The 21,890-nt window shown below is 73.9% G+C and carries 22 protein-coding genes; 14 read left to right on the top strand and 8 right to left on the bottom strand.

Annotated elements, in window-relative coordinates; genetic code table 11:
- Positions 1-18 precede the first annotated feature (18 nt).
- Positions 19-780, bottom strand: a complete 762-nt coding sequence (locus tag HT134_RS10510) for an SDR family NAD(P)-dependent oxidoreductase (RefSeq protein ID WP_175599929.1) — start codon at positions 778-780, stop codon at positions 19-21.
- Between the two features lie 119 nt (positions 781-899).
- Here HT134_RS10510 and HT134_RS10505 point away from each other — a divergent pair, with 119 nt between their 5' ends.
- Positions 900-1,574: a ThuA domain-containing protein gene (locus HT134_RS10505; protein WP_175599928.1), complete on the top strand. Its 675-nt coding sequence runs from the start codon at positions 900-902 to the stop codon at positions 1,572-1,574.
- Here HT134_RS10505 and HT134_RS10500 read toward each other — a convergent pair.
- Genes HT134_RS10500 through HT134_RS10490 form a run of 3 tightly spaced genes read right to left on the bottom strand, consistent with a single transcriptional unit; the run spans position 1,542 to position 3,996 of the window.
- Complete coding sequence (locus tag HT134_RS10500) at positions 1,542-2,429, bottom strand: alpha/beta fold hydrolase (protein ID WP_175599927.1); 888 nt, start codon at positions 2,427-2,429, stop codon at positions 1,542-1,544. The genes HT134_RS10505 and HT134_RS10500 overlap by 33 nt on opposite strands.
- Positions 2,430-2,439: 10 nt before the next feature.
- Positions 2,440-3,132 carry a MerR family transcriptional regulator gene (locus tag HT134_RS10495; protein WP_175599926.1) on the bottom strand — a complete coding sequence of 231 codons (693 nt, stop codon included), beginning with the start codon at positions 3,130-3,132 and terminating at the stop codon, positions 2,440-2,442.
- Positions 3,133-3,147: 15 nt separating this feature from the next.
- Positions 3,148-3,996 carry a LysR family transcriptional regulator gene (locus HT134_RS10490; RefSeq protein WP_175599925.1) on the bottom strand — a complete coding sequence of 283 codons (849 nt, stop codon included), beginning with the start codon at positions 3,994-3,996 and terminating at the stop codon, positions 3,148-3,150.
- A gap of 216 nt (positions 3,997-4,212) precedes the next feature.
- Here HT134_RS10490 and HT134_RS10485 point away from each other — a divergent pair, with 216 nt between their 5' ends.
- The 3 genes from HT134_RS10485 to HT134_RS10475 all read left to right on the top strand — a co-directional run bounded on the left by HT134_RS10485 (position 4,213) and on the right by HT134_RS10475 (position 6,815).
- Complete coding sequence (locus tag HT134_RS10485) at positions 4,213-5,283, top strand: thiolase C-terminal domain-containing protein (protein ID WP_175599924.1); 1,071 nt, start codon at positions 4,213-4,215, stop codon at positions 5,281-5,283.
- A gap of 87 nt (positions 5,284-5,370) precedes the next feature.
- A complete protein-coding gene (locus HT134_RS10480; RefSeq protein WP_175599923.1) occupies positions 5,371-5,898 on the top strand; it encodes an RNA polymerase sigma factor in 528 nt (175 codons plus the stop codon).
- Positions 5,895-6,815, top strand: coding sequence for a hypothetical protein (locus HT134_RS10475; RefSeq protein WP_175599922.1), 921 nt, complete (start codon positions 5,895-5,897; stop codon positions 6,813-6,815). Before HT134_RS10480 ends, HT134_RS10475 begins: the two co-directional genes overlap by 4 nt.
- Here HT134_RS10475 and HT134_RS10470 read toward each other — a convergent pair whose 3' ends face one another.
- Complete coding sequence (locus tag HT134_RS10470) at positions 6,816-7,760, bottom strand: N-acetylglucosamine kinase (RefSeq protein WP_175599921.1); 945 nt, start codon at positions 7,758-7,760, stop codon at positions 6,816-6,818.
- A gap of 79 nt (positions 7,761-7,839) precedes the next feature.
- On the opposite strand from HT134_RS10470, the gene HT134_RS10465 reads away from it, so the two are divergent.
- From HT134_RS10465 to HT134_RS10440, 6 genes are all read left to right on the top strand, one after another.
- On the top strand, positions 7,840-8,709 hold the full coding sequence (locus HT134_RS10465; RefSeq protein ID WP_175594269.1) for a MurR/RpiR family transcriptional regulator: 870 nt from the start codon (positions 7,840-7,842) through the stop codon (positions 8,707-8,709).
- The gene (locus HT134_RS10460; RefSeq protein WP_175599920.1) at positions 8,710-9,444 is read left to right on the top strand and encodes a sugar isomerase domain-containing protein; all 735 of its coding nucleotides are present in this window, start codon (positions 8,710-8,712) and stop codon (positions 9,442-9,444) included.
- A gap of 19 nt (positions 9,445-9,463) precedes the next feature.
- Complete coding sequence (gene ngcE, locus HT134_RS10455; RefSeq protein ID WP_175599919.1) at positions 9,464-10,879, top strand: N-acetylglucosamine/diacetylchitobiose ABC transporter substrate-binding protein; 1,416 nt, start codon at positions 9,464-9,466, stop codon at positions 10,877-10,879.
- A complete protein-coding gene (locus HT134_RS10450; RefSeq protein ID WP_175599918.1) occupies positions 10,879-11,802 on the top strand; it encodes a carbohydrate ABC transporter permease in 924 nt (307 codons plus the stop codon). The genes ngcE and HT134_RS10450 overlap by 1 nt, the downstream gene beginning before the upstream one ends.
- Positions 11,802-12,722 carry a carbohydrate ABC transporter permease gene (locus tag HT134_RS10445; protein WP_246363632.1) on the top strand — a complete coding sequence of 307 codons (921 nt, stop codon included), beginning with the start codon at positions 11,802-11,804 and terminating at the stop codon, positions 12,720-12,722. Before HT134_RS10450 ends, HT134_RS10445 begins: the two co-directional genes overlap by 1 nt.
- Before the next feature lie 62 nt (positions 12,723-12,784).
- The gene (locus tag HT134_RS10440) at positions 12,785-13,630 is read left to right on the top strand and encodes a phosphotransferase family protein (protein WP_175599917.1); all 846 of its coding nucleotides are present in this window, start codon (positions 12,785-12,787) and stop codon (positions 13,628-13,630) included.
- Positions 13,631-13,648: 18 nt separating this feature from the next.
- Here the strand turns inward: HT134_RS10440 and metE are convergent, their stop codons facing one another.
- On the bottom strand, positions 13,649-15,826 hold the full coding sequence (metE, locus tag HT134_RS10435) for a 5-methyltetrahydropteroyltriglutamate--homocysteine S-methyltransferase (RefSeq protein ID WP_175599916.1): 2,178 nt from the start codon (positions 15,824-15,826) through the stop codon (positions 13,649-13,651).
- Positions 15,827-15,931: 105 nt separating this feature from the next.
- Here metE and HT134_RS10430 point away from each other — a divergent pair, with 105 nt between their 5' ends.
- Positions 15,932-16,771, top strand: a complete 840-nt coding sequence (locus tag HT134_RS10430) for a LysR family transcriptional regulator (RefSeq protein WP_246364348.1) — start codon at positions 15,932-15,934, stop codon at positions 16,769-16,771.
- Between the two features lie 61 nt (positions 16,772-16,832).
- Here HT134_RS10430 and HT134_RS10425 read toward each other — a convergent pair whose 3' ends face one another.
- Together HT134_RS10425 and HT134_RS10420 are read right to left on the bottom strand one after the other, a co-directional pair.
- On the bottom strand, positions 16,833-17,543 hold the full coding sequence (locus HT134_RS10425; protein WP_175599914.1) for a DNA alkylation repair protein: 711 nt from the start codon (positions 17,541-17,543) through the stop codon (positions 16,833-16,835).
- Complete coding sequence (locus tag HT134_RS10420; protein WP_217707267.1) at positions 17,540-18,220, bottom strand: TetR/AcrR family transcriptional regulator; 681 nt, start codon at positions 18,218-18,220, stop codon at positions 17,540-17,542. The genes HT134_RS10425 and HT134_RS10420 overlap by 4 nt, the downstream gene beginning before the upstream one ends.
- An 89-nt stretch (positions 18,221-18,309) precedes the next feature.
- On the opposite strand from HT134_RS10420, the gene HT134_RS10415 reads away from it, so the two are divergent.
- The 3 genes from HT134_RS10415 to HT134_RS10405 all read left to right on the top strand — a co-directional run bounded on the left by HT134_RS10415 (position 18,310) and on the right by HT134_RS10405 (position 21,887).
- A complete protein-coding gene (locus tag HT134_RS10415) occupies positions 18,310-19,461 on the top strand; it encodes an acetyl-CoA C-acetyltransferase (protein WP_175599912.1) in 1,152 nt (383 codons plus the stop codon).
- Between the two features lie 62 nt (positions 19,462-19,523).
- The gene (locus HT134_RS10410) at positions 19,524-21,152 is read left to right on the top strand and encodes a glycoside hydrolase family 3 N-terminal domain-containing protein (protein ID WP_175599911.1); all 1,629 of its coding nucleotides are present in this window, start codon (positions 19,524-19,526) and stop codon (positions 21,150-21,152) included.
- Positions 21,153-21,215: 63 nt separating this feature from the next.
- On the top strand, positions 21,216-21,887 hold the full coding sequence (locus HT134_RS10405; RefSeq protein ID WP_175599910.1) for a pentapeptide repeat-containing protein: 672 nt from the start codon (positions 21,216-21,218) through the stop codon (positions 21,885-21,887).
- Positions 21,888-21,890 lie beyond the last annotated feature (3 nt).

The raw sequence follows: 21,890 nt of genomic DNA, 5'->3' as shown, positions 1-21,890 counted from the left end.
GCCGTCCAGTCGCGGGGGTCAGGCGATGACCCGGCTCTCCCCGCCGTCCACCAGCAGGGAGACGCCGTTGACGTACGAGGCGCGCTCGCTGGCGAGGAACGCCACCACGTCGCCCACCTCCTCGGGCTCGCCGATCCGGCCCACCGGCACCGCCGCGGCCCGCCCGGCCAGGCCCTCGTCGCCGCCCGCCAGCTCGCGCAGCCGGTCGGTCGCGATCGGGCCCGGCATCACGTTGTTGACCAGCACGCCGTCGCCGCCGACCTCCCGCGCCAGGGTCCGGACGATGCCGGCCACGCCCGAGCGGGTGGCGTTGGACAGGGCGAGGCCGTCGAGCGCCTCGCGCGCCGAGCGGCTGGTGACCGTGACGATGCGGCCCCAGCCGCGCGAGCGCATCTCGGGCAGCACCGCGTGGATGAGGCGGACCGTGCCCAGCAGGTTGCGCTGGATCGCCACCTCCCACTCCTCCATGCTCTTGTCGGTGAACCGCCCGGCGGGCGGGCCCCCGGCGTTGGCCACGAGGATGTCCACCGGTCCCAGCACGTCGCGCGTCTCGGCCGCCACGCGGGCGGCCGAGGCCGGGTCCTCCACGTCGGCCAGCACCGCGTGGACCACGCCGCCGAACTCCTGGAGCCCCACCACGGCGTCGGCCAGCCGCTCCGGGTCGCGGGCCGTCACGCAGACGTCGCACCCCTCCCGCGCCAGGCTGCGGGCGGCGGCCAGGCCGATGCCCGCGCTGCCTCCCGTGACGAGTGCGACCTTGCCCGCGATACCGAGATCCATGAGGGTGACTATAGGAGCCCCGCCTGGACCGCCCGCCGCCGGGCGCGGGCCGGTCACCTCGTGTCCCACGGCGGGACGCGGCGGTGGAAAAGCCGCGGCGGGCGTGATGGGGTGGGGCGATGGCGAGAAATCTGATCCTGTCAGGAGGCCCGTTCCACGACTTCGACGCCACCTCCGCCGCGCTCGCCGAGGTGCTGGCCGAGGTCGGGATCGAGTCGGAGATCACCGAGGACATCGCCGGCGCGCTCAGCGAGCCCTCCGAGACCCAGCTCATCACCGTCAACGCCCTGCGCTGGCGGATGGGCCAGGACCGCTTCGCCGACCTGCGCGGGCAGTGGCGCTTCGAGCTGCCCGCCCAGGCCCGCACCACGTTGCTGGACCACCTGGAGCGCGGCGGCGGCGTGCTGGCCATGCACGCCGCCGCCGTCTGCTTCGACGACTGGCAGGGCTGGCCGCGCGTGCTGGGCGGGTGCTGGACCTGGCCCAAGTCGCACCACCCGCCGCTCGGCTGGACCGGGGTGCGGGTCCACGGCGAGCACCCGATCGTGGAGGGGCTGCGCGACTTCGACGTGGTGGACGAGGTCTACAGCGACCTGGACGTGCTGCCGGACGTGCGGCCCCTCGCCTCGTCCGGCGGGCAGCCCCTCGTCTGGGCCCGGCCGGTGCGGCGCGGGCGCGTGGTCTACGACGCGCTCGGCCACGACACCCGCTCCTACGACAACGAGATCCACCGCACGCTGCTGCGGCGCGCCGCGCTGTGGTTACTCAAGCGTCCCGTCACCGTCGGGGACTGACGCCAGGAACTCCCGGATCTCCCGCGCCAGCTCGCCGGGGATCTCCTCGGCCATGTGGTGGCCGCTGTCGACGGCGTGCCCGCGCACGTCGTCGGCCCAGGAGCGCCAGAGCGCGAGCGGGTCGCCGTACAGGTCCTCCATGTCGTCCTTGGAGCCCCACAGGAACAGCGCCGGGCAGCGCACCCGGCGGCCCTGCGCCTGCGCTGCCTCGTCGGCCTCCCGGTCGACGCCCAGGCCGGCCCGGTAGTCCTCGCACATCGCGTGCACGACCCGCGGGTCGTGCAGGGCCGCGCGCAGGTCCTCGTACGCCTCCCGGCCCATGTGCTCGTCGGTGTACCGGTACCAGGCGTCGGGGTCGGCGTTGATGACCCGTTCGGCGGGCTTGGCGGTCTGGCCGAGGAAGAACCAGTGCCACCAGCTCGCGGCGAAGCGCGCGTCGCAGCGGGCCAGCGCCTCGCCGATCGGGACGGCGTCGAGCACGATCAGCCGGCTGACCGCCTCGGGATGGTCCACGGCCAGCCGGTGGGCGACGTACGCGCCCCGGTCGTGGCCCACGACGGCGAACCGGTCGTGGCCGAGGGCGCGCATCAGCGCGACCATGTCGCGGGCCATCGCCCGCTTCGAGTACGGCTCGTGGTCGGGGGTGGTGGGTGGCTTGGAGGAGCGGCCGTAGCCCCGCAGGTCGGGGCAGACCACGGTGTGGTGGGGGGCCAGCCGGGCGGCCACCTGGTGCCAGGTGGCGTGGGTGCGGGGGTGGCCGTGGAGCAGGAGCACGGGCGTGCCGGCGCCGCCGTGGCGGACGAACAGCTCGGCCTCGCCCACGTCGATCCTGCCTGCCGCGAAGTTCTCGAACATGGGAGCGCGCCTACCCGGTGGGCCCGCTTTGATCCTTCCCGGCCGCGCGGGCCTCCGGGGCCTCTCCGGCGGGGGAGTCCTCCGGGACGAGGCCGAGGCGGTGGGCGGACTCCGACTCGTGGGCCATGCGGCGCAGCGTGTCCAGCGCCCGGCCGTACAGGACCGTGCCCAGCACCAGCGCCTCCACGGCGCTCTCCCGGGGCGCGTCGAGCGGGATCGTGTCCATGTCGTCGCGGGCGATCCGCCGCGCGGCCTCGGCGTAGCGGGTCACGTCGGTGGACATGCCGAGGCGGCGCAGCGTGAGCAGCGTCTGGGCCAGCTCGGCCCGGGTCGGCGCGTGCGGCGTGATGGTCCAGCCCTGGCCGGCGATGATGGCGTCGGTCTGGGCCAGGGCCGCGTCCCACGGCTCGCCGGACTCGGGCTCGACCGTGGGGCCGAGGGCGTAGTGGGCGGTGCCGAGGACCTGGTGGACGGGCAGCGTCTCGTCCTCCACGGCCTCGACCACCTGCTTGATGGCGGCCACGGGCAGCCTGCCGACCTCCAGCAGGGCCCGGATCAGCCGCAGCCGGCGCAGATGGGAGTCGTCGTACTCGGCGCGGGTTGCGGCGACCTGCTCGCCCTGGTGCAGCAGGCCCTCGCGCAGGTAGTACTTGATGGTCGCGAGGGCCACGCCGGACCGGGTGCTCAGCTCCGAGATGCGCATCGTTGGATAATACCGCTATCCAGTGCGGGCGAGGTGCCGCGCCGCGTGGGCCAGGTCGTCCACCTCGGCCTGGCGGTTCCACAGGAAGACCACCTCGATCGGCGGCACGTCCTCCGCCAGCGGCACGAACACCAGGCCGTCCGGCACCGCGACCTCCTCGCGCACGCTCAGCGAGTACCCGGCGCCCGCCTCGACCATGGTGATCACCGCGTCGTGCCCGGCCGCCGACGGGCCGAGCCGCGGGTGCAGGCCCATCCGGACGAACCCCTCCAGGAAGCGGCGGGCCCCCGCGACCGCGTCGGAGTCGGGCATCACCAGGGGGAGCGCGGCGAGCTCGGCCAGGGAGAGGGGGTCGAGCCCGGCCAGCTCGTGCCCCCGGGGCAGCAGGGCGCGCACCCGGCAGCGGCGCACCGTCATGCGGGCCACGCCCCGCGGCAGCGAGCCCGGGGCGTACCCGAGGCCGGCCTGGAGGGTGCCGTCGGAGATGGAGACGAGCTGCTCGGCCGTGCTCATCGGCGCCACTCGCAGCCTGGTCCCCTCGACGCGGGAGAGCATGCGCGCCACGACGTCGCCGAGGCCGTCGGCCACGCCGAGCCGGATCGCGCGGCCCTTGCCCCGGGCGGCGGTGACGGCCCGCCCCAAGGCGTCCACGGCGACCGTCGCCTGCGCCAGGAACGCCTCGCCCGCCTCGGTCAGCCGCACGCCGCTGGGTGAGCGCGTGAACAGCTCGACCCCGATCTCCTTCTCCAGGGCGCGCAGTTGCTCCGACAGGGTCGGCTGGGGAACCTGGAGCACCGCGGCGGCCCGCCGGAGGCTGCCCGCGCGGGCGATCGCGATCGCGTGCCGTACGTGCCGTAGATCCATCGCTCACCTCTTGGTGATGGGGATCGGGTATCGCTTGATCACCTTCCCGTATTACAGCCGGAGATTGCCGAAGCAAGCGCTTGTCTAAAGAACAGGGGCGCGTTAGCGTGACGGCGAGCACCGCAGACGTCGCCCGCCGGGACGGATCGCGCCCCGTCCCGGCGGGCGACCGCGACCCGGTCCAGCCCATCCGCGCCGCGCCAGGGGAGGACGTCCATGCAGCCGTTCGCCGGGCGCGCGGCCGTGGCCGGGATCGGGATGACCGCACTGACCCGCGAGTCCGGCCGCACGGTGCTGGACCAGGCGGTCGAGGCCTGCCGCGCCGCCTGCGCCGACGCCGGCCTCGTCCCCGCCGAGGTGGACGCCGTCCTCAGCTACCACCTGAACGACTCGGCGCCCGTCGTGCAGGTGGCCCGCGCGCTCCGGATCGAGCGCCTCGGCTGGCACAACGACATCGCCGGCGGCGGCACGCAGGCCGCCTCGATCCTCGGCGACGCCGCGATGCTCGTCCACGCCGGGCTGGCCCGCAACGTCCTGGTCTACCGGGCGCTCAACGGCCGCTCCGGGCGGCGCATGAACACCGTCTCCACCGGCCCGCAGGAGCGCTTCACCTACGGCATGGCCGGGCCGATCCCGCTGTTCGCCCTGGCCGCCACCCGCTACCTGTACGACACCGGCCTCACCGAGGAGCACCTGCACGCCGTCGTCGCCCAGTCGCGCGCCAACGCCAAGACCAACCCCCGGGCGCTGCGCCGGGGGCCGATGGAGCTCGACGACTACCTGGCCCGGCCGTACGTCTGCACGCCGCTGCGCACCGCCGACTGCTGCCAGGAGACCGACGGCGCGTGCGCGCTGCTGGTCAGCGGCGTGCTCGGCGGTCCGCGCGTGCGGGCCGTGGTGCGCGGGGGCGGGCCCGGCTGCTCGGCGATGGACCGGGCGCCCGACGTCACGGACATCTTCTCGGCGTACGTGGCGCCCATGCTGTGGGAGGCGTCCGGCATGCGGCCCGCGGACCTGGACGCGGCCCTTCCCTACGACGCGTACTCGTGGCTGGTGCCCCGGCAACTGGAGGACTTCGGGCTGGTGGAGCGGGCCGACCTCGGCGCGTACCTGCTGGAGCGCCGCCACGCGTGGGTCAACCCGCACGGCGGCCTGCTGTCGGAGGGGTACGTGCACGGCCTCAACAACGTGGCGCAGGCCGTTAGGGAGCTGCGCGCCGGCCGCGAGGCGGCGCTGGTCACGGGCTTCGGCGGCAGCTACGGAAGCGCCGCGATCCTCACCTCATGAAAAATCCTGAAATGCTCTGGCGTCTCCCGACATGAAGGGGATGTTCCACCATCCCCTGACACAGGAGGCCGCCCATGGGGACCGCCCGTGGATGACGACCGGAGGACCCGGTTCGAGGCCGTTTACGAGCAGACGTACGAGCAGATCCTCGGATACGCGGTGCGCCGCTGCGACTCGCCGGAGGACGCCGCCGACGTGGTGTCCGAGACGTTCGCCGTCGCCTGGCGCCGCGCCGACGCGCTGCCGCCCGGCGACGAGGCCCGGCTGTGGCTGTACGGCGTCGCCCGCAACGTCCTGGCCAACCACCGCCGCGGCGCGGCCCGGTGGCGCCTGGTCGCGCTCGACGTCGACGTGGCCGACCTCTACGCCCACTCGCCCGAGGGCAGCGTCGAGCTGAGCGCCATCGCCCGGGCCTTCAAGGAGCTGCCCGACGGCGACCGCGAGCTCCTGGCGCTGGTCGCCTGGGAAGGGCTCGACCCGGGCCAGATCGCCAAGGTCCTGGACTGCTCCCGCAACGCCGTGCGCATCCGCCTCTACCGCGCCCGCAGGCGGTTCTCCAAGGCGCTGGCCGGCGCGGGCGTCTCCGCCAACCGCTACGCCGTGGAGGCCGTATGAACGAGCTGACCGACCTCGCCCGCGTCCGCGACGACGAGCTGGCGGGCCGGGCGTCCGGCGCGGGGGCGCGGGCGCTGCTGGCCTCCGTCGCCGCCACGGACCCGGCCGAGCGCCCGTCGCCCGTGCCCCTGCCGGGCGCCGCGAGCAGGCGCCGCGCCCGCCGCCTGCTCGCAGGGGCTCTCGCGACGGCCGCGCTCGCCGCCGCGATGGTGCTCGGGCCCAGCTTCCTGGAGGACGGCTCGGGCCCGGCGACCTCCTACGCCAACGCGGCCATCGAGATCGAGCAGCGCGGCGACTGGTGGGTGGCCAGGATCCGCGACCCGTTCGCCGACCACGCCCTCTACTCGGAGGCGTTCCGGGCGGTGGGTCTCGACGTCACGCTGGAGCTGGTGCCGGTCCCCCCGGACCGGGTCGGTGAGGTGGTCAAGATCGGAGGCAGCGGCACCACCGGTCCGAGCCTGGGCATCGGCGGTGAACTCGAGCCCGAGGGCTGCACGATCGGTCAGGCCGGCTGCGCGCTCACCGTTCAGGTGGGCCGGGACCTCACCGGCAAGGCCGTCGTGTCCCTGGGCCGCGTCGCCAGGCCCGGGGAGAGCTACCAGTCGAGCGTCGTGGCCACGCGGAAGGGCCAGATGCTGGCCGGGTTCCGCGTGGACGAGCGGCCGGTGCGCGAGGTCATGGCCGAGGTCCGCAGGCGCGGCCTGAAGGCGGTCTTCCGGATCATCGACCCGAACGAGAACGGCGGAGGGTACGGCATGGACCCGGCGGCGCAGTCGCGGCCGGTCGGGGACGACTGGACCGTCTGGGAGGCGGAGGCGGACCGGCCGGGCGTCGTCCGCCTCTACGTGTCGGAGAAACGGGTCGCCCAGAACCCGATCTACGGCGGCCCCAAGCCCCCGGAGGACACGAGCGAGTGATCAGCGGACGGCGGTGAACAGCGGGTGCAGCTCGCGTGCCCGCTCCGGCGGCATCAGCTCGCGGGCCGCGAGCCAGGCCGCCGCCCCGGCCCCGTCGCCCGCCGTCGTCACCTCCCGGCCCGCCAGCAGCGCGCCCACCGCCTGCCGCACGGGCCCGTCGCTGGTGAGCACGCTCCCGGCCAGCACGGTCGGCCCGGACACGTGGACCCGCCCGACCGTGGCCGCCAGGTGGCCGGCCGCCTCGCGGACGATCTCCACGGCCATCGGGTCGCCCGCCGCGGCGGCCCTGCTCACCGGCGCCGCCAGCGACGCCAGCCGCATGTGGTCGGCCTGGGCGAGCCGCACGACCCGGTCGGCGTCGGCGCGGGCGGTGGCGCCGCGCCATCCGCCCAGGAAGTCGTCCAGGACCAGCTCGACGAGAGCTCCCTCGCGGGTGCCGCGGTCGAGGGCCGCGACCACGGCCTTGGCGGCGGCGCGGCCGATCCAGAAGCCGGAGCCCGCGTCGCCCAGCAGCCAGCCGAGCCCGTCGGCGATGGCCTCCAGCTCGTGGTCCGTGACCCGGGCGGCCACCGCGCCCGTGCCGGACAGCAGCAGCGAGCCGGACGGCTCGGGCGTGCCCGCCACGTACGCGATCACCACGTCGCCCGTGACCCGGGGCCCGGCGGCGACGCCGTGCTCGGCCCAGACCTCGGCCAGCTCGCGGGGCAGCTCCTCGACCTGCCCGGCCACGCCGGCCAGGGAGGCCACCACGCGGGACGGGTCGATGCCGTCGAGCGCCTTGCCGAGAGCCTCGCCGATCGCCGCGAGCGCCTTGCCGAGGCCGTGGGCGCTCGGGTTGCCGGCGCCGGCCCGGGCGTAGCCGGCGCGGGAGCCGTCCAGCGCGTGGACCGCCACCCGGGTGGAGGTGGCGCCGGCGTCGACCCCGATCACGAACGACTTCGTCACGGTCCGATTCTGGGGGTTGACTCGACCAGCTAGCAAGAATAATTTTCGCCAGAAGACCGGGTATTCGGAAGGAATATTCGTGACTTCAGGAGCGCTCGGGCGCGTCGAAACAGAACTACCCGGTTTGCCGGAGGCGTTGCGCCGGGTCGGCGAGGTGATCCTCGGCGATCCCGCCGAGGCCGCGCGCTCGACGATCATCGCGCTCGCCGAACGGGCGGGCAGCTCGCCCGCCACCGTGACGCGCTTCTGCCGCGCGTTCGGCTTCTCCGGCTACGCCGAGCTGCGGGTGGCGCTGGCCACCGAGACCGGCCGGGCCGCGCAGGCCGGATGGGGCGCGGGCGTGGGCCACGAGATCGGCCCGGACGACCCGCTCGACTCCGCCATCGAGGTCATGGCCGCCGCCGACGCCCGGCTCATCCAGGACACCGCCGCCCAGCTCGACTCCGAGACGGTCGCCCGGGTGGCCGACGCGGTCGTGGCCGCCCGCCGCGTGCTGCTCGTCGGCGTCTCCACCAGCGGCAACGTCGCCACCATGCTCGAAGGGCGGCTGCGCCGCATCGGCCTGCCGTGCTGGAGCGCGGGCGACGCGCACGTCGCGCTGTCGGACGCCGCGCTGCTCGGCGCGGGCGACGTGGCGATCGGCATCAGCCACCGGGGCCGCACCCGCGAGGTGATGGAGGCGCTGGCCGAGGCCGGCAGCCACGGCGCGACGACGGTCGCCGTGACCTCCTTCGCCCGCTCGCCGCTGGCCGAGCTGGCCGACCTCGTGCTCACGACGGCCAGCCGGGAGACCACGTTCCGGCTCGGCGGGCTGGCCGCCGTGCACTCGCAGCTGTTCGTGCTGGACGCCGTGTACGTGGCGGTCGCCCAGCGCACCTACGAGCGCACCAACGAGGCGTTCGAGCGCACGATCAGCGCCGTGGAGAGCCACCGGGTGGAGAGAGGCTGAATGACGTACGCGACCAAGGCCCTGGAGCTCGCGCACCGGGTCGCCGAGAGCCAGGCCGAGCCCGTGAACCGGGCGGCGGGGCTGATCGTCGAGGCGCTGCGGGCCGGCGGGGTGGTCAACGCCTTCGGGTCCGGGCACTCCGAGGCGATCGCCATGGAGATCGCCGGCCGCGCCGGCGGGCTGGTGCCCAGCAACCGGCTCTCGCCGCGCGACCTCGTCCTGTACGGCGGTGAGCCGCCCGGCGTGCTGACCCCCGAGCTGGAGCGCGACCCCGCGATCGCCCGCCGGATCTACGACCTCGCCCCGGTGGACCCGCGCGACGTGTTCGTGCTCGTCTCCAGCTCCGGCGTCAACGGCACGGTGGTGGAGCTGGCCACGATCGTCAAGGACCGCGGCCACCCGCTGATCGCGATCACCTCGGTCGCGCACAGCACCCGGATGACCTCGCGCCACCCGTCCGGCCGGCGGCTGCTGGACCTGGCCGACGTCGTCCTGGACAACGGCTCGCCGTACGGGGACGCCGTCCTCGACCTGCCCGGCGGCGGCACGTACGGCGCCGTCTCCACGATCACCTCGGCGCTGCTCGCGCAGATGGTCGTCACCGAGGCGGTGGAGCGCCTGGCGGCCCTCGGCGAGACGCCGCCCATCTACCTGTCGGTCAACGTGACCGGCGGCGACGAGCACAACAAGGCCCTGGAGAGCCGCTACGCGGGGCGCATCAGACGCGGAGCCTGAAAGTCAGGAGAGCACCATCATGACCGACACCCCCCAGAACATCACCCGGCGCCAGCTCCTGCGGGGCGCCGCGCTGGTCCCCGTGGCCGGCGCGCTCGCCGCCTGCGCCACCCCGGCGTCCAAGGCGCCGGCCTCGTCCTCGGCCGCACCGGTGGCCACCAGCGCCGCCAACCCCTTCGGCGTCGCGGCCGACAAACCGCTGGAGGTCTGGATCTTCGACGGCGGCTTCGGCACCGCCTACGCCAAGGACATCCACCAGCCGCTGTTCAAGACCAAGTACCCGCAGGCGCAGATCAAGATCGAGTCCACCAAGGAGATCACCAAGGTCCTGCAGCCGCGCTTCGCCGGCGGCAACCCGCCCGACGTCATCGACAACTCCGGCGCCAACGCCATGGACTTCGGCGCGCTCGCCCAGGACGGCCAGCTCCACGACCTCACCCCGCTGCTCGACGCGCCGAGCTGGGACGACCCCAACGTCAAGGTCCGCGACCTGCTCGACCCGGCCGTCATCGAGATCGGCACCTACGACGGCACGTTCAGCGTGCTCGGCTACGTCAACTACATCTTCGGCATCTGGTACTCCCAGAAGGCCTTCCGCGACAACGGCTGGCAGCCGCCGAAGACCTGGGACGAGTTCCTCAAGCTCTGCGACACGATCAAGAAGTCCGGCAAGATGGCGCCCTTCACCTACGCCGGCAAGTTCCCGCAGTACCTGTACGAGCCGCTGCTCACCCTGGCCGCCAAGATCGGCGGGCCGGAGGTGCTCGTCAACATCGACAACCTGGAGGACGGCGCCTGGACCAGCGAGCCGATGAAGCAGTCGGCCGCCGCCTGGGCCGAGATCGGCGCGAAGTACCTCATGGAGGGCACCGCCGGCCTCGACCACGTCCAGACCCAGACCGCGCAGAACAAGTACAAGGTCGCCATGCTGCCCTCGGGGTCGTGGCTGGAGAACGAGCAGAAGACCACCACGCCCGCCGACTTCGAGTACGGCATGTTCCCGCTGCCCGACTTCACCGGCTCCGACAAGATGCCGTACGGCACCCTGCACACCTCGCCCGGCGAGAACTTCATCGTCCCGGCCAAGGGCGCCAACCCCCAGGGCGGCATGGAGTACCTGCGCGCCATGCTGTCGAAGAAGGCGGCCGGCGACTTCAGCGAGCTGGTCCGCACCGTCTCGGTCGTCAAGGGCGCGGGCGAGGGCCGGCAGCTCTCCCCGGGCGCGGCCAGCGCGTCCAAGGCCGTCACCGCCGCGGGCGCCAACACCGTCACCTACCGCTGGCAGACCTGGTACGCCCAGCTCAAGGACGAGGCCATCGCCGCCACCGGCGAGCTCATGACCGGCGGCCTGACGCCCGACAAGTACCTGGAGCGGCTGCAGAAGAAGGCCGACGAGATCAAGGGCGACTCCTCGATCAAGAAGTTCAAGCGCTGATGCTGTTCCAGCGCTACCGGCGCGGGCTGTTCATCACCGCGTTCCTCGCGGCCCCGGTGACGCTCTACCTGGTGTACGTCATCTCGCCGTACATCCAGGCCTTCTACATCGCGATGACCGACTGGCGGGGTGTGACCGCCACGCCGAGGTTCGTCGGGTTCGACAACTTCGCCAGGCTGTTCGCCGACGGGATCTTCTGGAAGGCGGTGCGGCACAACGCGGCGCTGCTCGTGCTGCTGCCGCTGCTGACGATCGTCATCGCGCTGTTCTTCGCCTTCCTGCTCAACGTGGGCGGCGGCAACGGCGGCAGCGGCGGTCTCGGCGGCATCAGGGGGTCGAAGCTCTACCGGGTGATCTTCTTCTTCCCGCAGGTGCTGGCCGTGGCGGTGGTCGCGGTGCTGTTCCAGCAGGTGTTCCGGCCCGACGGCAGCGGCATGCTCAACGGGCCGCTCATGGCGCTCGGCGTCGAGCCGGTCGGGTTCCTGTCGAACCCGGACGTCGCCTTCTGGTCGGTCCTCGGCGTGATGGTCTGGCAGGCCGTCGGCTTCTACGTGGTGCTCTTCTCCGCCGGCCTCGCCTCGATCCCGCGCGACATGTTCGAGGCGGCGCAGATCGACGGGGCCGGGCGGGGGAGCCTGTTCTTCCGCATCACGCTGCCGCTGCTGTGGGACACCGTGCAGGTGGCCTGGGTGTACCTCGGCATCCTGGCGCTCGACGTGTTCGCGATCGTGTGGGTCATGACCGACCAGCACGGCGGCCCCGACTTCTCGACGACCGTCATGGCGGCCGAGATCTACCGCAACGCGTTCTCGTACTTCCGCTTCGGCTACGCCTCCGCGCTCGGCGTCGTGATGTTCTTCTTCACCGTCGGCTTCGCGATCATCTCGCTGCGCCTGTCGAGGCGCGAACGAATCGAGTACTGATGACAACGACGATGACCTCGGGGACGGTCGCGACCTCGCGCCGGGAGGAGCGGCGCGAGCGCCGCAAGCGCCTCGGCCCGCTGGGCGTGCTGTCGCACGTGGCGCTGCTGGTGTGGACCGTGCTCGTCGTGGTGCCGATCCTGTGGACGTTCCTGGCCTCGGTCAAGAGCGAGGACGAGATCTTCGGCGACGCCTGGTCGCTGCCGCGGACCCTGCACTGGGACAACTTCGCCCGGGCCTGGGAGCAGGCGCACATCGGGCAGTACACGCTCAACAGCGTCGTCGTGGTGACGTTCAGCACGTTCGGCACCATGCTGCTCGGCTCCATGGCCGCGTACGTGCTGGCCCGCTACCCGTTCCGCGGCAACCGGGCCTTCTACCTGATGTTCGTCTCCGGGCTGGCCTTCCCGGTGTACCTGGCGCTGACCCCGCTGTTCTTCGTGGTGCAGAACATGGGCAACGTGCCGGTCCTCGGGCCGTTCATCGGGCTCAACACCCACGCCGGGCTGGTGCTGGTCTACATCGCGTACTCGATGCCGTTCACCGTGTTCTTCCTCGCGGCCTTCTTCCGCACCCTGCCCACCGCGGTCGGCGAGGCGGCCATGGTGGACGGCGCCTCGCACACCCGCGTGTTCTTCCAGATCATGCTGCCGATGGCCCGCCCCGGCATCGTGAGCGTCACCATCTTCAACGTGCTCGGCCAGTGGAACCAGTACCAGCTCCCGCTGGTGCTGCTCCAGGAGCGCGACAAGTGGGTGCTCACCCAGGGCATCGCCGACATCTCCACCGCGGCCGGCTACGACCAGGACTGGTCGGCGCTGTTCGCCGCCCTGACCCTGGCCATCCTGCCCATGCTGGTCGTCTACACGATCTTCCAGCGGCAGATCCAGGCCGGGCTGACCGCCGGGGCGCTGAAGTGACCGGGTGACGCGGTCGGCACGGGCCCTCGCACGGCGGGCCCGGCGGGCCTAGGCTGCGCAGTGTGATCGCCGACATCCGCGCGTTGCTGGCCCGCCATCTGCCCGGCCACGAGATCCACTCCATCGTCCGGCTCGGCGAGGGCCTGGACAACGTCGTGTACGAGGTCGACGGCGAGCTGATCGTCCGCGGCGCGCGGGTCGCCGACGGCGAGGAGACCCGGCGCGAGACCGCGCTGCTCGCCGCCGTGCGCGCCATCTCCCCGCTGCCGGTGCCCGAGGTCGTCTTCAGCGACCCGGAGGCCGCCGTCATCGCCTACCGCAAGCTGCCCGGCCGGCCGGTCAACCTGCACCCGGTGCCCGACCCGATGCGGCTGGCCGAGCCGCTGGGCGCCTTCCTCGGCGCCCTGCACGCCGCCCCCGCCGACGGGCTGCGCGAGCTGGCCCCGCCCGACCTCTACCCCGCGCCGACGCTGCTCCAGGACGCCGGCCAGGACTACCGCGACGTCGAGGAGCACGTGCCGGAGGAGCAGCGCCCGCTGGTCGAGGCGTTCCTGCGCGCCCCGGTGCCCGCCGACACCGACACGCTGCGGTTCTGCCACAACGACCTCGGCGCCGAGCACCTGCTGGCCGACCCGGAGACCGGCCTGCTGACCGGCGTCCTCGACTGGACCGACGCGGCCTTCACCGACCCGGCCCACGACTTCGCCCGCCTCTACCGCGACCTCGGCCCCGAGGTGTTCGAGGCCGTCGCCGCGCACTACGACGGCGGCCTCGGCGAGGACGACCGGGCGCGGGTGCGCTTCTACGCCCGGTGCGCCCTCATCGAGGACCTGGCCTACGGACTCAGCACGGGCCCCCGGCACTACGCGGACGCCGCCCTGGCCAACCTGGTCCGCACGTTCAGCTGACGGCCGACGACGGACGCGTCAGGCGATCAGCTCCTCGCGCAGGCGGCGGGTGGCCGCCACCACGTTGGCCAGCGCCGCCTCGACCTGCGCGTACGTGCGGGTCTTCAGCCCGCAGTCCGGGTTCACCCACAGCCGCCCGGCCGGCAGGGCCTTCAGCGCCTCGCGCAGCAGCCGCTCCACCTCCTCGCCGCCCGGCACCCGCGGCGAGTGGATGTCGTACACCCCCGGACCGAGCCCGCGCCCGAACCCGCCGACCGCCCCCAGGATCCGCCCGCCCGAGCGGGCCGACTCGACGGTGGTGACGTCGGCGTCCAGGCCGTCGATCGCGGCCAGGATCTGGTCGGCGTCCGAGTAGCACAGGTGCGTGTGGATCTGGGTGGCCGGGCCCGCGCCCGAGGTGGCCCGCCGGTACGCGGCGACGGACCACTCCAGGTAGTCGGCCTGGGCGGCGCGGCGCAGCGGCAGCAGCTCACGCAGCGCCGGCTCGTCCACCTGGATCACCGGCACCCCGGCCGCCTCCAGGTCGGACACCTCCTCCCGGATCGCCTCCGCCACCTGGAACACCACGTCGCGCAGCGGCAGGTCGTCCCGGACGAACGACCAGGCGACGATCGTGACCGGCCCCGTGAGCATGCCCTTGACCGGGCGGTCCGTCAGCGACTGGGCGAAACGGGCCCACCGCACGGTGATCGCCCCGGGCCGCGAGACGTCGCCGTGCAGGATCGGCGGGCGCGTGCAGCGGCTGCCGTACGACTGGACCCAGCCGTTGCGGGTGACGGCGAAGCCGTCCAGGTGCTCGGCGAAGTACTGCACCATGTCGTTGCGCTCCGGCTCGCCGTGGACGAGCACGTCGAGGCCGAGCCGCTCCTGGGCGCGCACGGCCCGCTCGATCTCCGCCTCGACCAGCCGGTCGTACTCCGGCTCCGGCAGCGTCCCGGCCGCCACGGCGGCGCGGGCGGCGCGCAGCTCGCCGGTCTGCGGGAACGAGCCGATCGTGGTGACCGGCAACGGCGGCAGCCCCAGTCGCTCGGCCTGGGCGGCGGCGCGCACCGCGTACGGCGCCCGCTCCCCGGCCGGGACGGGCGCGGCCAGCGGCACCGACGCCGCCGCCGGCTCGGGGCCGTCCCAGGAGGAGCGCGCCAGCTCCACCACCTCGGCGACCTTCTGCTCGGCGAAGGCCAGCCGCGCCCGCAGCGCCGGGTCGAGGTCCGGCTCGGCCGCCACGTCGTAGGGCACGTGCAGCAGCGAGCAGGACGTGCCGACCACCACGTGGGCGGCGTGCGCCCGGACCGTCCGCAGCGCGTGCGCGGCCCGCTCCGGCGGGGTGCGCCACACGTCGCGCCCGGACACCACGCCCGCCACCACGGTCTTGCCCGCCAGCGCCGCGACCCCGTCCAGGCCGCCGCGCACCAGGTCGAGGCCGATCGCCTCCACGGGCGTGGCGGCCAGCACCGGCAGCGCCTCGCCCAGGTCGCCGTAGGGGGCGGCGACGAGCAGGCCGGGCCGCTCGGCCGCGCCGCCGAGCCGCTCGTAGGCCTCCCGGACCGCGGCGAGCCCGGCCGGCCCGAGGTCGGTCACCAGCGCGGGCTCGTCGAGCTGCACCCAGGCGACACCCTCGGCGGCCAGCTCCGCCAGCAGCCGCTCGTAGCAGGCCAGCACGTCGCCGAGCCGGTCCAGCGCCGCCGCGCCGCGCTCCGACAGCAGCAGGAACGTCACCGGCCCGAGCACCACGGGCCGGGTCTCCAGGCCCAGCGCCCGCGCCTGCCGCACCTCGCCGAGGGGCTTGGCGGCGTCGAGGGCGAAGGCCGTGTCGGGCCCGATCTCGGGCACGATGTAGTGGTAGTTCGTGTCGAACCACTTGGTCATCCGCAGCGGCGCGAGGCCGTCCGTGCCGCGGGCCATGGCGAAGTAGGGGTCCGCGGCGTCCAGGTACCTCTTCGGCACCGCCCCCAGCAGCACGGCCGTGTCCAGCACGTGGTCGTAGAGGGAGAAGGTGTTGGACGGCAGCGCCTCCAGCCCCAGCTCGGCGAGCCGGAGCCAGGTCCGCTCCCGCAGCTCGGCCCCGGCGAGGTCCAGTTCCTCGCGGGTCGAGCGGCCGTCCCAGTACGCCTCCAGGGCGCGCTTCAGCTCGCGGCGCGGGCCGATCCGGGGATAGCCCAGCACGGTGGAGGCGGGGAAGGCGGGCGGCGTGGACATGTCTGCTCCCTGGGTCGTCGTGGCGCGATCGCCACGCGTCGGTGATCAATGCCGGGAATCGTGCCCGGCACTCCCCGGTGGGTGCACCATGGATTCGTGACGCTTATGCTCCGGGAGATCCAGTGCTTCGCCCGCGTGGCCGACCGGCTCAGCTTCTCGCGGGCCGCCGCCGACCTCGGGATGTCGCAGCCCGCCATGAGCCAGGCGATCACCCGGCTGGAGCGGTCGGCCGGGCTCCGGCTCTTCGAGCGCAGCGCGCGGGCGGTCCGGCTCACGGCCGAGGGCAGGGCCCTGCTGCCGTACGCGGAGCAGGTGCTGGAGTCGGCGTCGGCCTTCTCGGCGGAGGCGTCCCGGCTGGCCCGGCCGAGCATTCACCTTGCTTATCCACCGCTCGTGGGCTCGCTCGTCGCCCGGGTCGCCAGGCGGCTGGCCGCGCGCACCCCGCCCGTCGGGGTGGAGCTGCGCGTCGCCGACCGCGCCGAGGCGTCGGCCGCGCTGGCGGGGGGCGAGGTGTCGGCGGCGGTGCTCGTCGTCCCCGCGCCCGCGCCCCTGGTCACCGGGGCCCGCTTCCACGTGTCGGTGGACCATCTGGCCGTGCCCGCCGGGCATCCGCTCGCCGCCCGGCCCCGCGTCGAGCCGCGCGACCTGGCGGGCCGCACGGTGCTCGCGCCGGGCGGGCGGCCGTGGCCGGGGCTGCCGGGCCGCACCCGGGCGGCGCCCGGAGACGACTTCGCCGCGGCCCTCGACCTGGTCGCGGCCGGCGCGGGGCTGTTGCCGGCCCCGCAGCTCCTGGTGCGGGCCGTGCGCCGCGACGACGTGACCTTCGTGCCGCTGGCGGCCGGCGACCTGCGAATCACCTACGGGCTGGCGTGGTCGCGGGAGCGGGTCACGCCGGAGCTGATGGCGCTGGTGCAGGCCGTGCAGGACGCCCTGTGGACCCGCTGAGGCCGGTGGACCGGCCGAGGCGTGGGAACCCGCTGAATGTGGACCCGTTGAGGCGGCGGGCTCAGGCTACGGGCAGGTTCTTCAGCGCCTCGCGGCGGCTGAGCCCGCTGATGCCCTTGGCCCGCACGTAGCGCACGACCTCGTCGGGGTTGGTCTTGGCGTACTCGCGCAGCGCCCACCCGATCGCCTTGCGGGCGAAGAAGTCGTTGTCGGACAGGCTCGGCTCGATGCAGGCGTAGAGCAGCGCGGTGTCGGTGCGCTGCCTGAACCGGTTCTGGCACAGGATGGCCGTGCGCCGCTTCCACAGGTCGCCGTCGTGCGCCCATTCCAGCAGCAGGGGCCGCATCGCCTCGGGGAAGGCGGCCAGCAGCCCGCCGACGCGGTGCGTGGCCAGCTCGTCCACGAAGTCCCACCAGGCGCCGCTGACGATCATCTCCTCGTACATGGGCAGCGTGTAGAGCGTCTGGAACGCGCGGTAGTGCGCGTGGCCGGTCAGCTCGACCGCCGCGTAGCGCTCCTCGCGGTACTCGGCCTCGCGCCAGAGCGCGAGCACGGCCTGCCGCCACTCGGGCGCGGTGGCGATGCGGTGGCCGGCGAAGACCCGCTTGAGCGCGGCCCGGCGCGGCCCCGCCTGGACGCCGAGGAAGGGCATCGAGGACTTCATGTACGCCTGCATGAGCGGGGCCTTGGCCGGCTCGGCCGCCGCGCGCAGGGCCGTGCGCACCGCGTCGCGCACGGCCTCGGGCGCGCTCGTCCCTCCGGGCGCGCTCATCCCTTCTGGGTGGTGCGCTCGCCGGTGGCCAGTCCGTCGAAGAGCACCGTGATGTAGTGCTCGGCCAGGCCGGTCGTGTTGAGCCGGCCGCCGGGCCGGAACCAGCGCACGGCCACCCAGATGGTGTCGCGGATCATGCGGTAGGTGAGCTTGGGGTCGACGTCGGCGCGGAGCTGCCCGGCCGCCTGGCCGGCCTTGATCTGCGCCACCCACATCTGCTCGACCTCGTCCTCGGCCTTGACGAGGTAGTTGAACCGCTCGAACTGGCGCAGGTAGTTCCAGTCGTTCTGCATGACGGTGATCGCGGCGCGGTGCGGCTCCAGCGTGCCGAAGCCGATGCGCACCATCTCCGACAGCACCGTGCGCGGGTCGGAGCCGGACTCCAGGGCGGCGCGGTAGCGGGCGATGAGGTCGTCGAGGAAGGTGGACAGCACCTCGTCGACGATCGTCTCCTTGGAGTCGAAGTGGTGATAGAGACTGCCGGAGAGAATGCCCGCCTCTGTGGCGATCTCGCGTACGGTCGTGGCCTGGAAGCCCTTGCGTGCGAAGATCTCCGCGGCGAGCTTGACCAGATGGTCGCGGCGCTCCGAGGCCGAGCCCGAGGAACCCGCGCGCTGGCGCTTGGCGGGGGCGGCCGTGGTGGAGCCGGAGCTCTTACGCGTTGTCACGCTTCCCATTATGGGCCCTGAGGCAATCGCTTGTTCACGGAAGTGTGCCTGCTCATGAGGCGTTCTCGACCTGACCAAGCGCTTGCTACCATACGGTGATGAACGAGGCCTACATCGTCGGCGCGGTCAGGACCCCGGTCGGGCGCAGGAACGGCGGCCTGTCGCGCGCCCACCCCGCCGACCTCGGCGCCCACGTGCTGAAAGAGCTGATGGCGCGCACCGGGGCCGACCCGGCCGCCGTGGAGGACGTGGTCTTCGGCTGCGTCGACACCATCGGGCCGCAGGCCGGCGACGTCGCCCGCACCTGCTGGCTGGCCGCCGGGCTGCCCGAGGAGGTGCCGGGCGTCACGGTGGACCGCCAGTGCGGCTCCTCCCAGCAGGCGCTGCACTTCGCCGCGCAGGCGGTCCTGTCCGGCACCGCCGACCTGGTCGTGGCGGGCGGCGTGCAGAACATGAGCATGGTGCCGATCTCCTCGGCCATGCACGCGGGCGTGCCGCTCGGCCACGAGACGCCCTTCTCCGGCTCCAAGGGCTGGAGCGAGCGGTACGGCACGCGGGAGATCTCGCAGTTCGCCGGGGCCGAGCAGATCGCCGCCGCCTGGGACGTCTCCCGCGAGGACATGGAGGCCTACGCCTACGCCTCGCACCGGCGGGCGATCGCGGCGATCGACGGGGGCCGCTTCGCCCGGGAGATCACGCCGTACGAGGGCGTCGCCGACGACGAGGGGCCGCGCCGCGACACGAGCCCCGAGCGGATGGCCGCGCTGAAGACGCTCGTGGACGGCGGCCGGCTCACCGCCGCGCTGGCCTCGCAGATCTCCGACGGCGCCGCCGCCCTCCTCGTCGCCTCCGGGCGGGCCGTGCGGGCGCACGGACTGACCCCGCGAGCCCGCGTCCACCACCTGTCCGTACGCGCCGCCGACCCCGTCGTGATGCTCTCGGCGCCGATCCCCGCCACCGCGTACGCGCTGCGCAAGGCCGGCATGTCCATCGGCGACATGGACGTGGTGGAGATCAACGAGGCGTTCGCCTCGGTCGTGCTGGCCTGGATCAAGGAGACCGGCGCGGACCCGGAGCGGGTCAACCCCAACGGCGGCGCCATCGCGCTCGGCCACCCGCTCGGCGCGACCGGCGCCGTGCTGGCCGTCAAGCTGCTGCACGAGCTGGAGCGGACCGGCGGCCGGTACGGCCTGCAGACCATGTGCGAGGGCGGAGGCCAGGCCAACGTCACCATCCTGGAACGCCTCTGACGCCCCTCCACGTCCGAAAATGCCACTAGCAAATAGGAAACTTTCCTATTAGATTGCGAGGCATGCCCAACAGCGCCCACCTGCTACGCCTGGCCGACGCCGTCCTCATGCCGGGATTCGAGGGGACGACCCCTCCCGACTGGCTCCGGCGCCGGCTCGGCGAGGGGCTCGGCGGGGTGGTGCTGTTCACCCGCAACATCACCGGCCCCGCCCAGGTGGCCGCGCTGACGGCCGCCCTGCGCGCCGAGAACCCCGCCGTGCTCGTCGGCACCGACGAGGAGTCGGGCGAGGTGACGCGGCTGGAGGTGAGCACCGGCAGCAGCCGGCCCGGCGGCTACGCGCTCGGCGTCGTGGACGACGTGGAGCTGACCGAGACGCTCGCCCGCGACCTCGGCGCCCAGCTCGCCGCCGCCGGGATCACCATCGACTTCGCCCCGTCCGCCGACGTCAACTCCAACCCGGACAACCCCGTCATCGGGCTGCGGTCCTTCGGCGCCGAGCCGGCGCTGGTCGCCCGGCACGCCCGGGCGTTCGTCCGCGGGATCCAGTCGGCGGGCGTGGCGGCCTGCGCCAAGCACTTCCCCGGCCACGGCGACACCTCGGTCGACTCCCACCACGACGTGCCCGTCGTGGCGGCCGGCGGGATCGAGGACGCGCTGCGCCCCTTCCGCGAGGTGATCGACGAAGGGGTCAAGGCGATCATGACCGGGCACCTGCTCGTCCCGTCGTTCGACGGCGTGCTCCCGGCCACCCTCAGCCCCAAGATCCTCACCGGCCTGCTGCGGGAGGAGCTGGGCTTCGACGGGCTGATCGTCACCGACGGCATCGAGATGGCCGCCGTCGCCGGCGCGTACGGGATCGGCGGCGCGGCGGCCCGCGCCATCGCGGCCGGCGCCGACGCGATCTGCGTCGGCGGCGAGCACGCCGACGAGGCGACCGCCGTCGAGGTGCGCGACGCCGTCGTCGCCGCCGTCACCGCGGGCGTGCTGCCCGAGGAGCGCCTGGCCGACGCCGCTCGCAGGGTCCGCGAGCTCGGCGCCTGGGCCGCCTCCTCGGGCAGCGCCACCACCCCGCCGTCCCTCTCACCCGACGGGCACGCACGTGACGGGCACGCACGTGACGGGCACGCACGTGACGGGCACGCACGTGACGGGCACGCACGTGACGGGCACGCACGTGACGGGCACGCATCTGACGGGCGCGCGCTCGACGGGCACCCGCTCGGCGGGCACGCGGGGCTCGCCGCCGCCCGGCGGGCCGTCCGCGTCACCCGCAGGTCCGCGGAGCCCGTGCTGCCGCTCACCGCCGCGCCCGTCGTGATCGAGCTGGCCCCCGAGATGAACCTGGCCATCGACAAGGCCACCCCCTGGGGCGTGGGGGAGCCGCTGGCCCGGCTGCTGCCCGGCACCTCCGTGACCCGCCTCACCGCGGCCCTCACCACGGGCCCGGCGCTGGAGGAGCTCCTGCGCGGGGCCGCCGGGCGGCCGCTGGTCGTGGCCGTCCGCGACGCGCACCGCCACCCCTGGCAGAGCCAGGCCCTGCGCCACCTGCTCAGCGCCCGGCCCGACACCGTGGTGGTCGAGATGGGCCTGCCGCTGCGCGCCGACGTCGGCGCCGTCCACATCGCCACGTACGGCTCGGCGACCGTCTGCGGCCAGGCCGCGGCCGAGGTGATCACGGGTAGGCTCTGACGGCACGCGGCTCCACGGCCAGGAGCTTCGGCACGCGGGTCTACGGCGAGGAGCTCTGACGGCATGGACGTCGAAGGCGAGGACCTGTCCCACTCCGCGCTGGGCGAGCGGCTCGCGCCCGGTGAGGTCCACGTCTTCCGCCGCTGCGACCTGACCGGCGCCGACCTGCGCGGCGCCGCCCTCGGCGGGGCGCGCTTCGAGTCGTGCGTGCTGGAGCGGGCCGACTTCCGCAAGGCCGACCTCGACGGGGCCGTCTTCGGCGGAGGCGGCGGCATGGGCCTGCGCTTCGACGACGCCGACCTCGTCGACGCGAGCTTCACGGACGTCGACCTGGCCTCGGCCCGGTTCGGCGGGGCGCTGCTGAGCGACGTCTCGTTCACCGGATGCCGCATGATCGGCGCGTCGCTGACCGCCACGCGCGGCACCGGCTTCACGCTCACCCGCTCCAACCTCACCCTGGCCAACCTGGGCGGCTGCTCCCTGCGCGGGCAGGTCATCGAGGGCGTGCGCTTCGACGACGCCGACCTGTCGGGCTGCGACTTCACCGGGGCGACGTTCAGCGACTGCCGCCTGCGCGGCACCAAGCTGATCAGGACCGTCTTCGCCAAGGCCGACCTGCGCGGCGCCGACCTCGGCGAGCCCGACGACGCCAAGCTGAGGGCGTTCGCGGGCGCGATCGTCAATCAGGCGCAGGCGGCCGCCATCCTGGCCGCCCGCGGCATCACCGTGCTCTGATCG

The sequence above is a fragment of the Nonomuraea rhodomycinica genome, assembly GCF_013363995.1.
Taxonomy (GTDB): Bacteria; Actinomycetota; Actinomycetes; order Streptosporangiales; family Streptosporangiaceae; genus Nonomuraea; species Nonomuraea rhodomycinica.
This window is presented reverse-complemented; position numbering and strand designations above follow the sequence as displayed.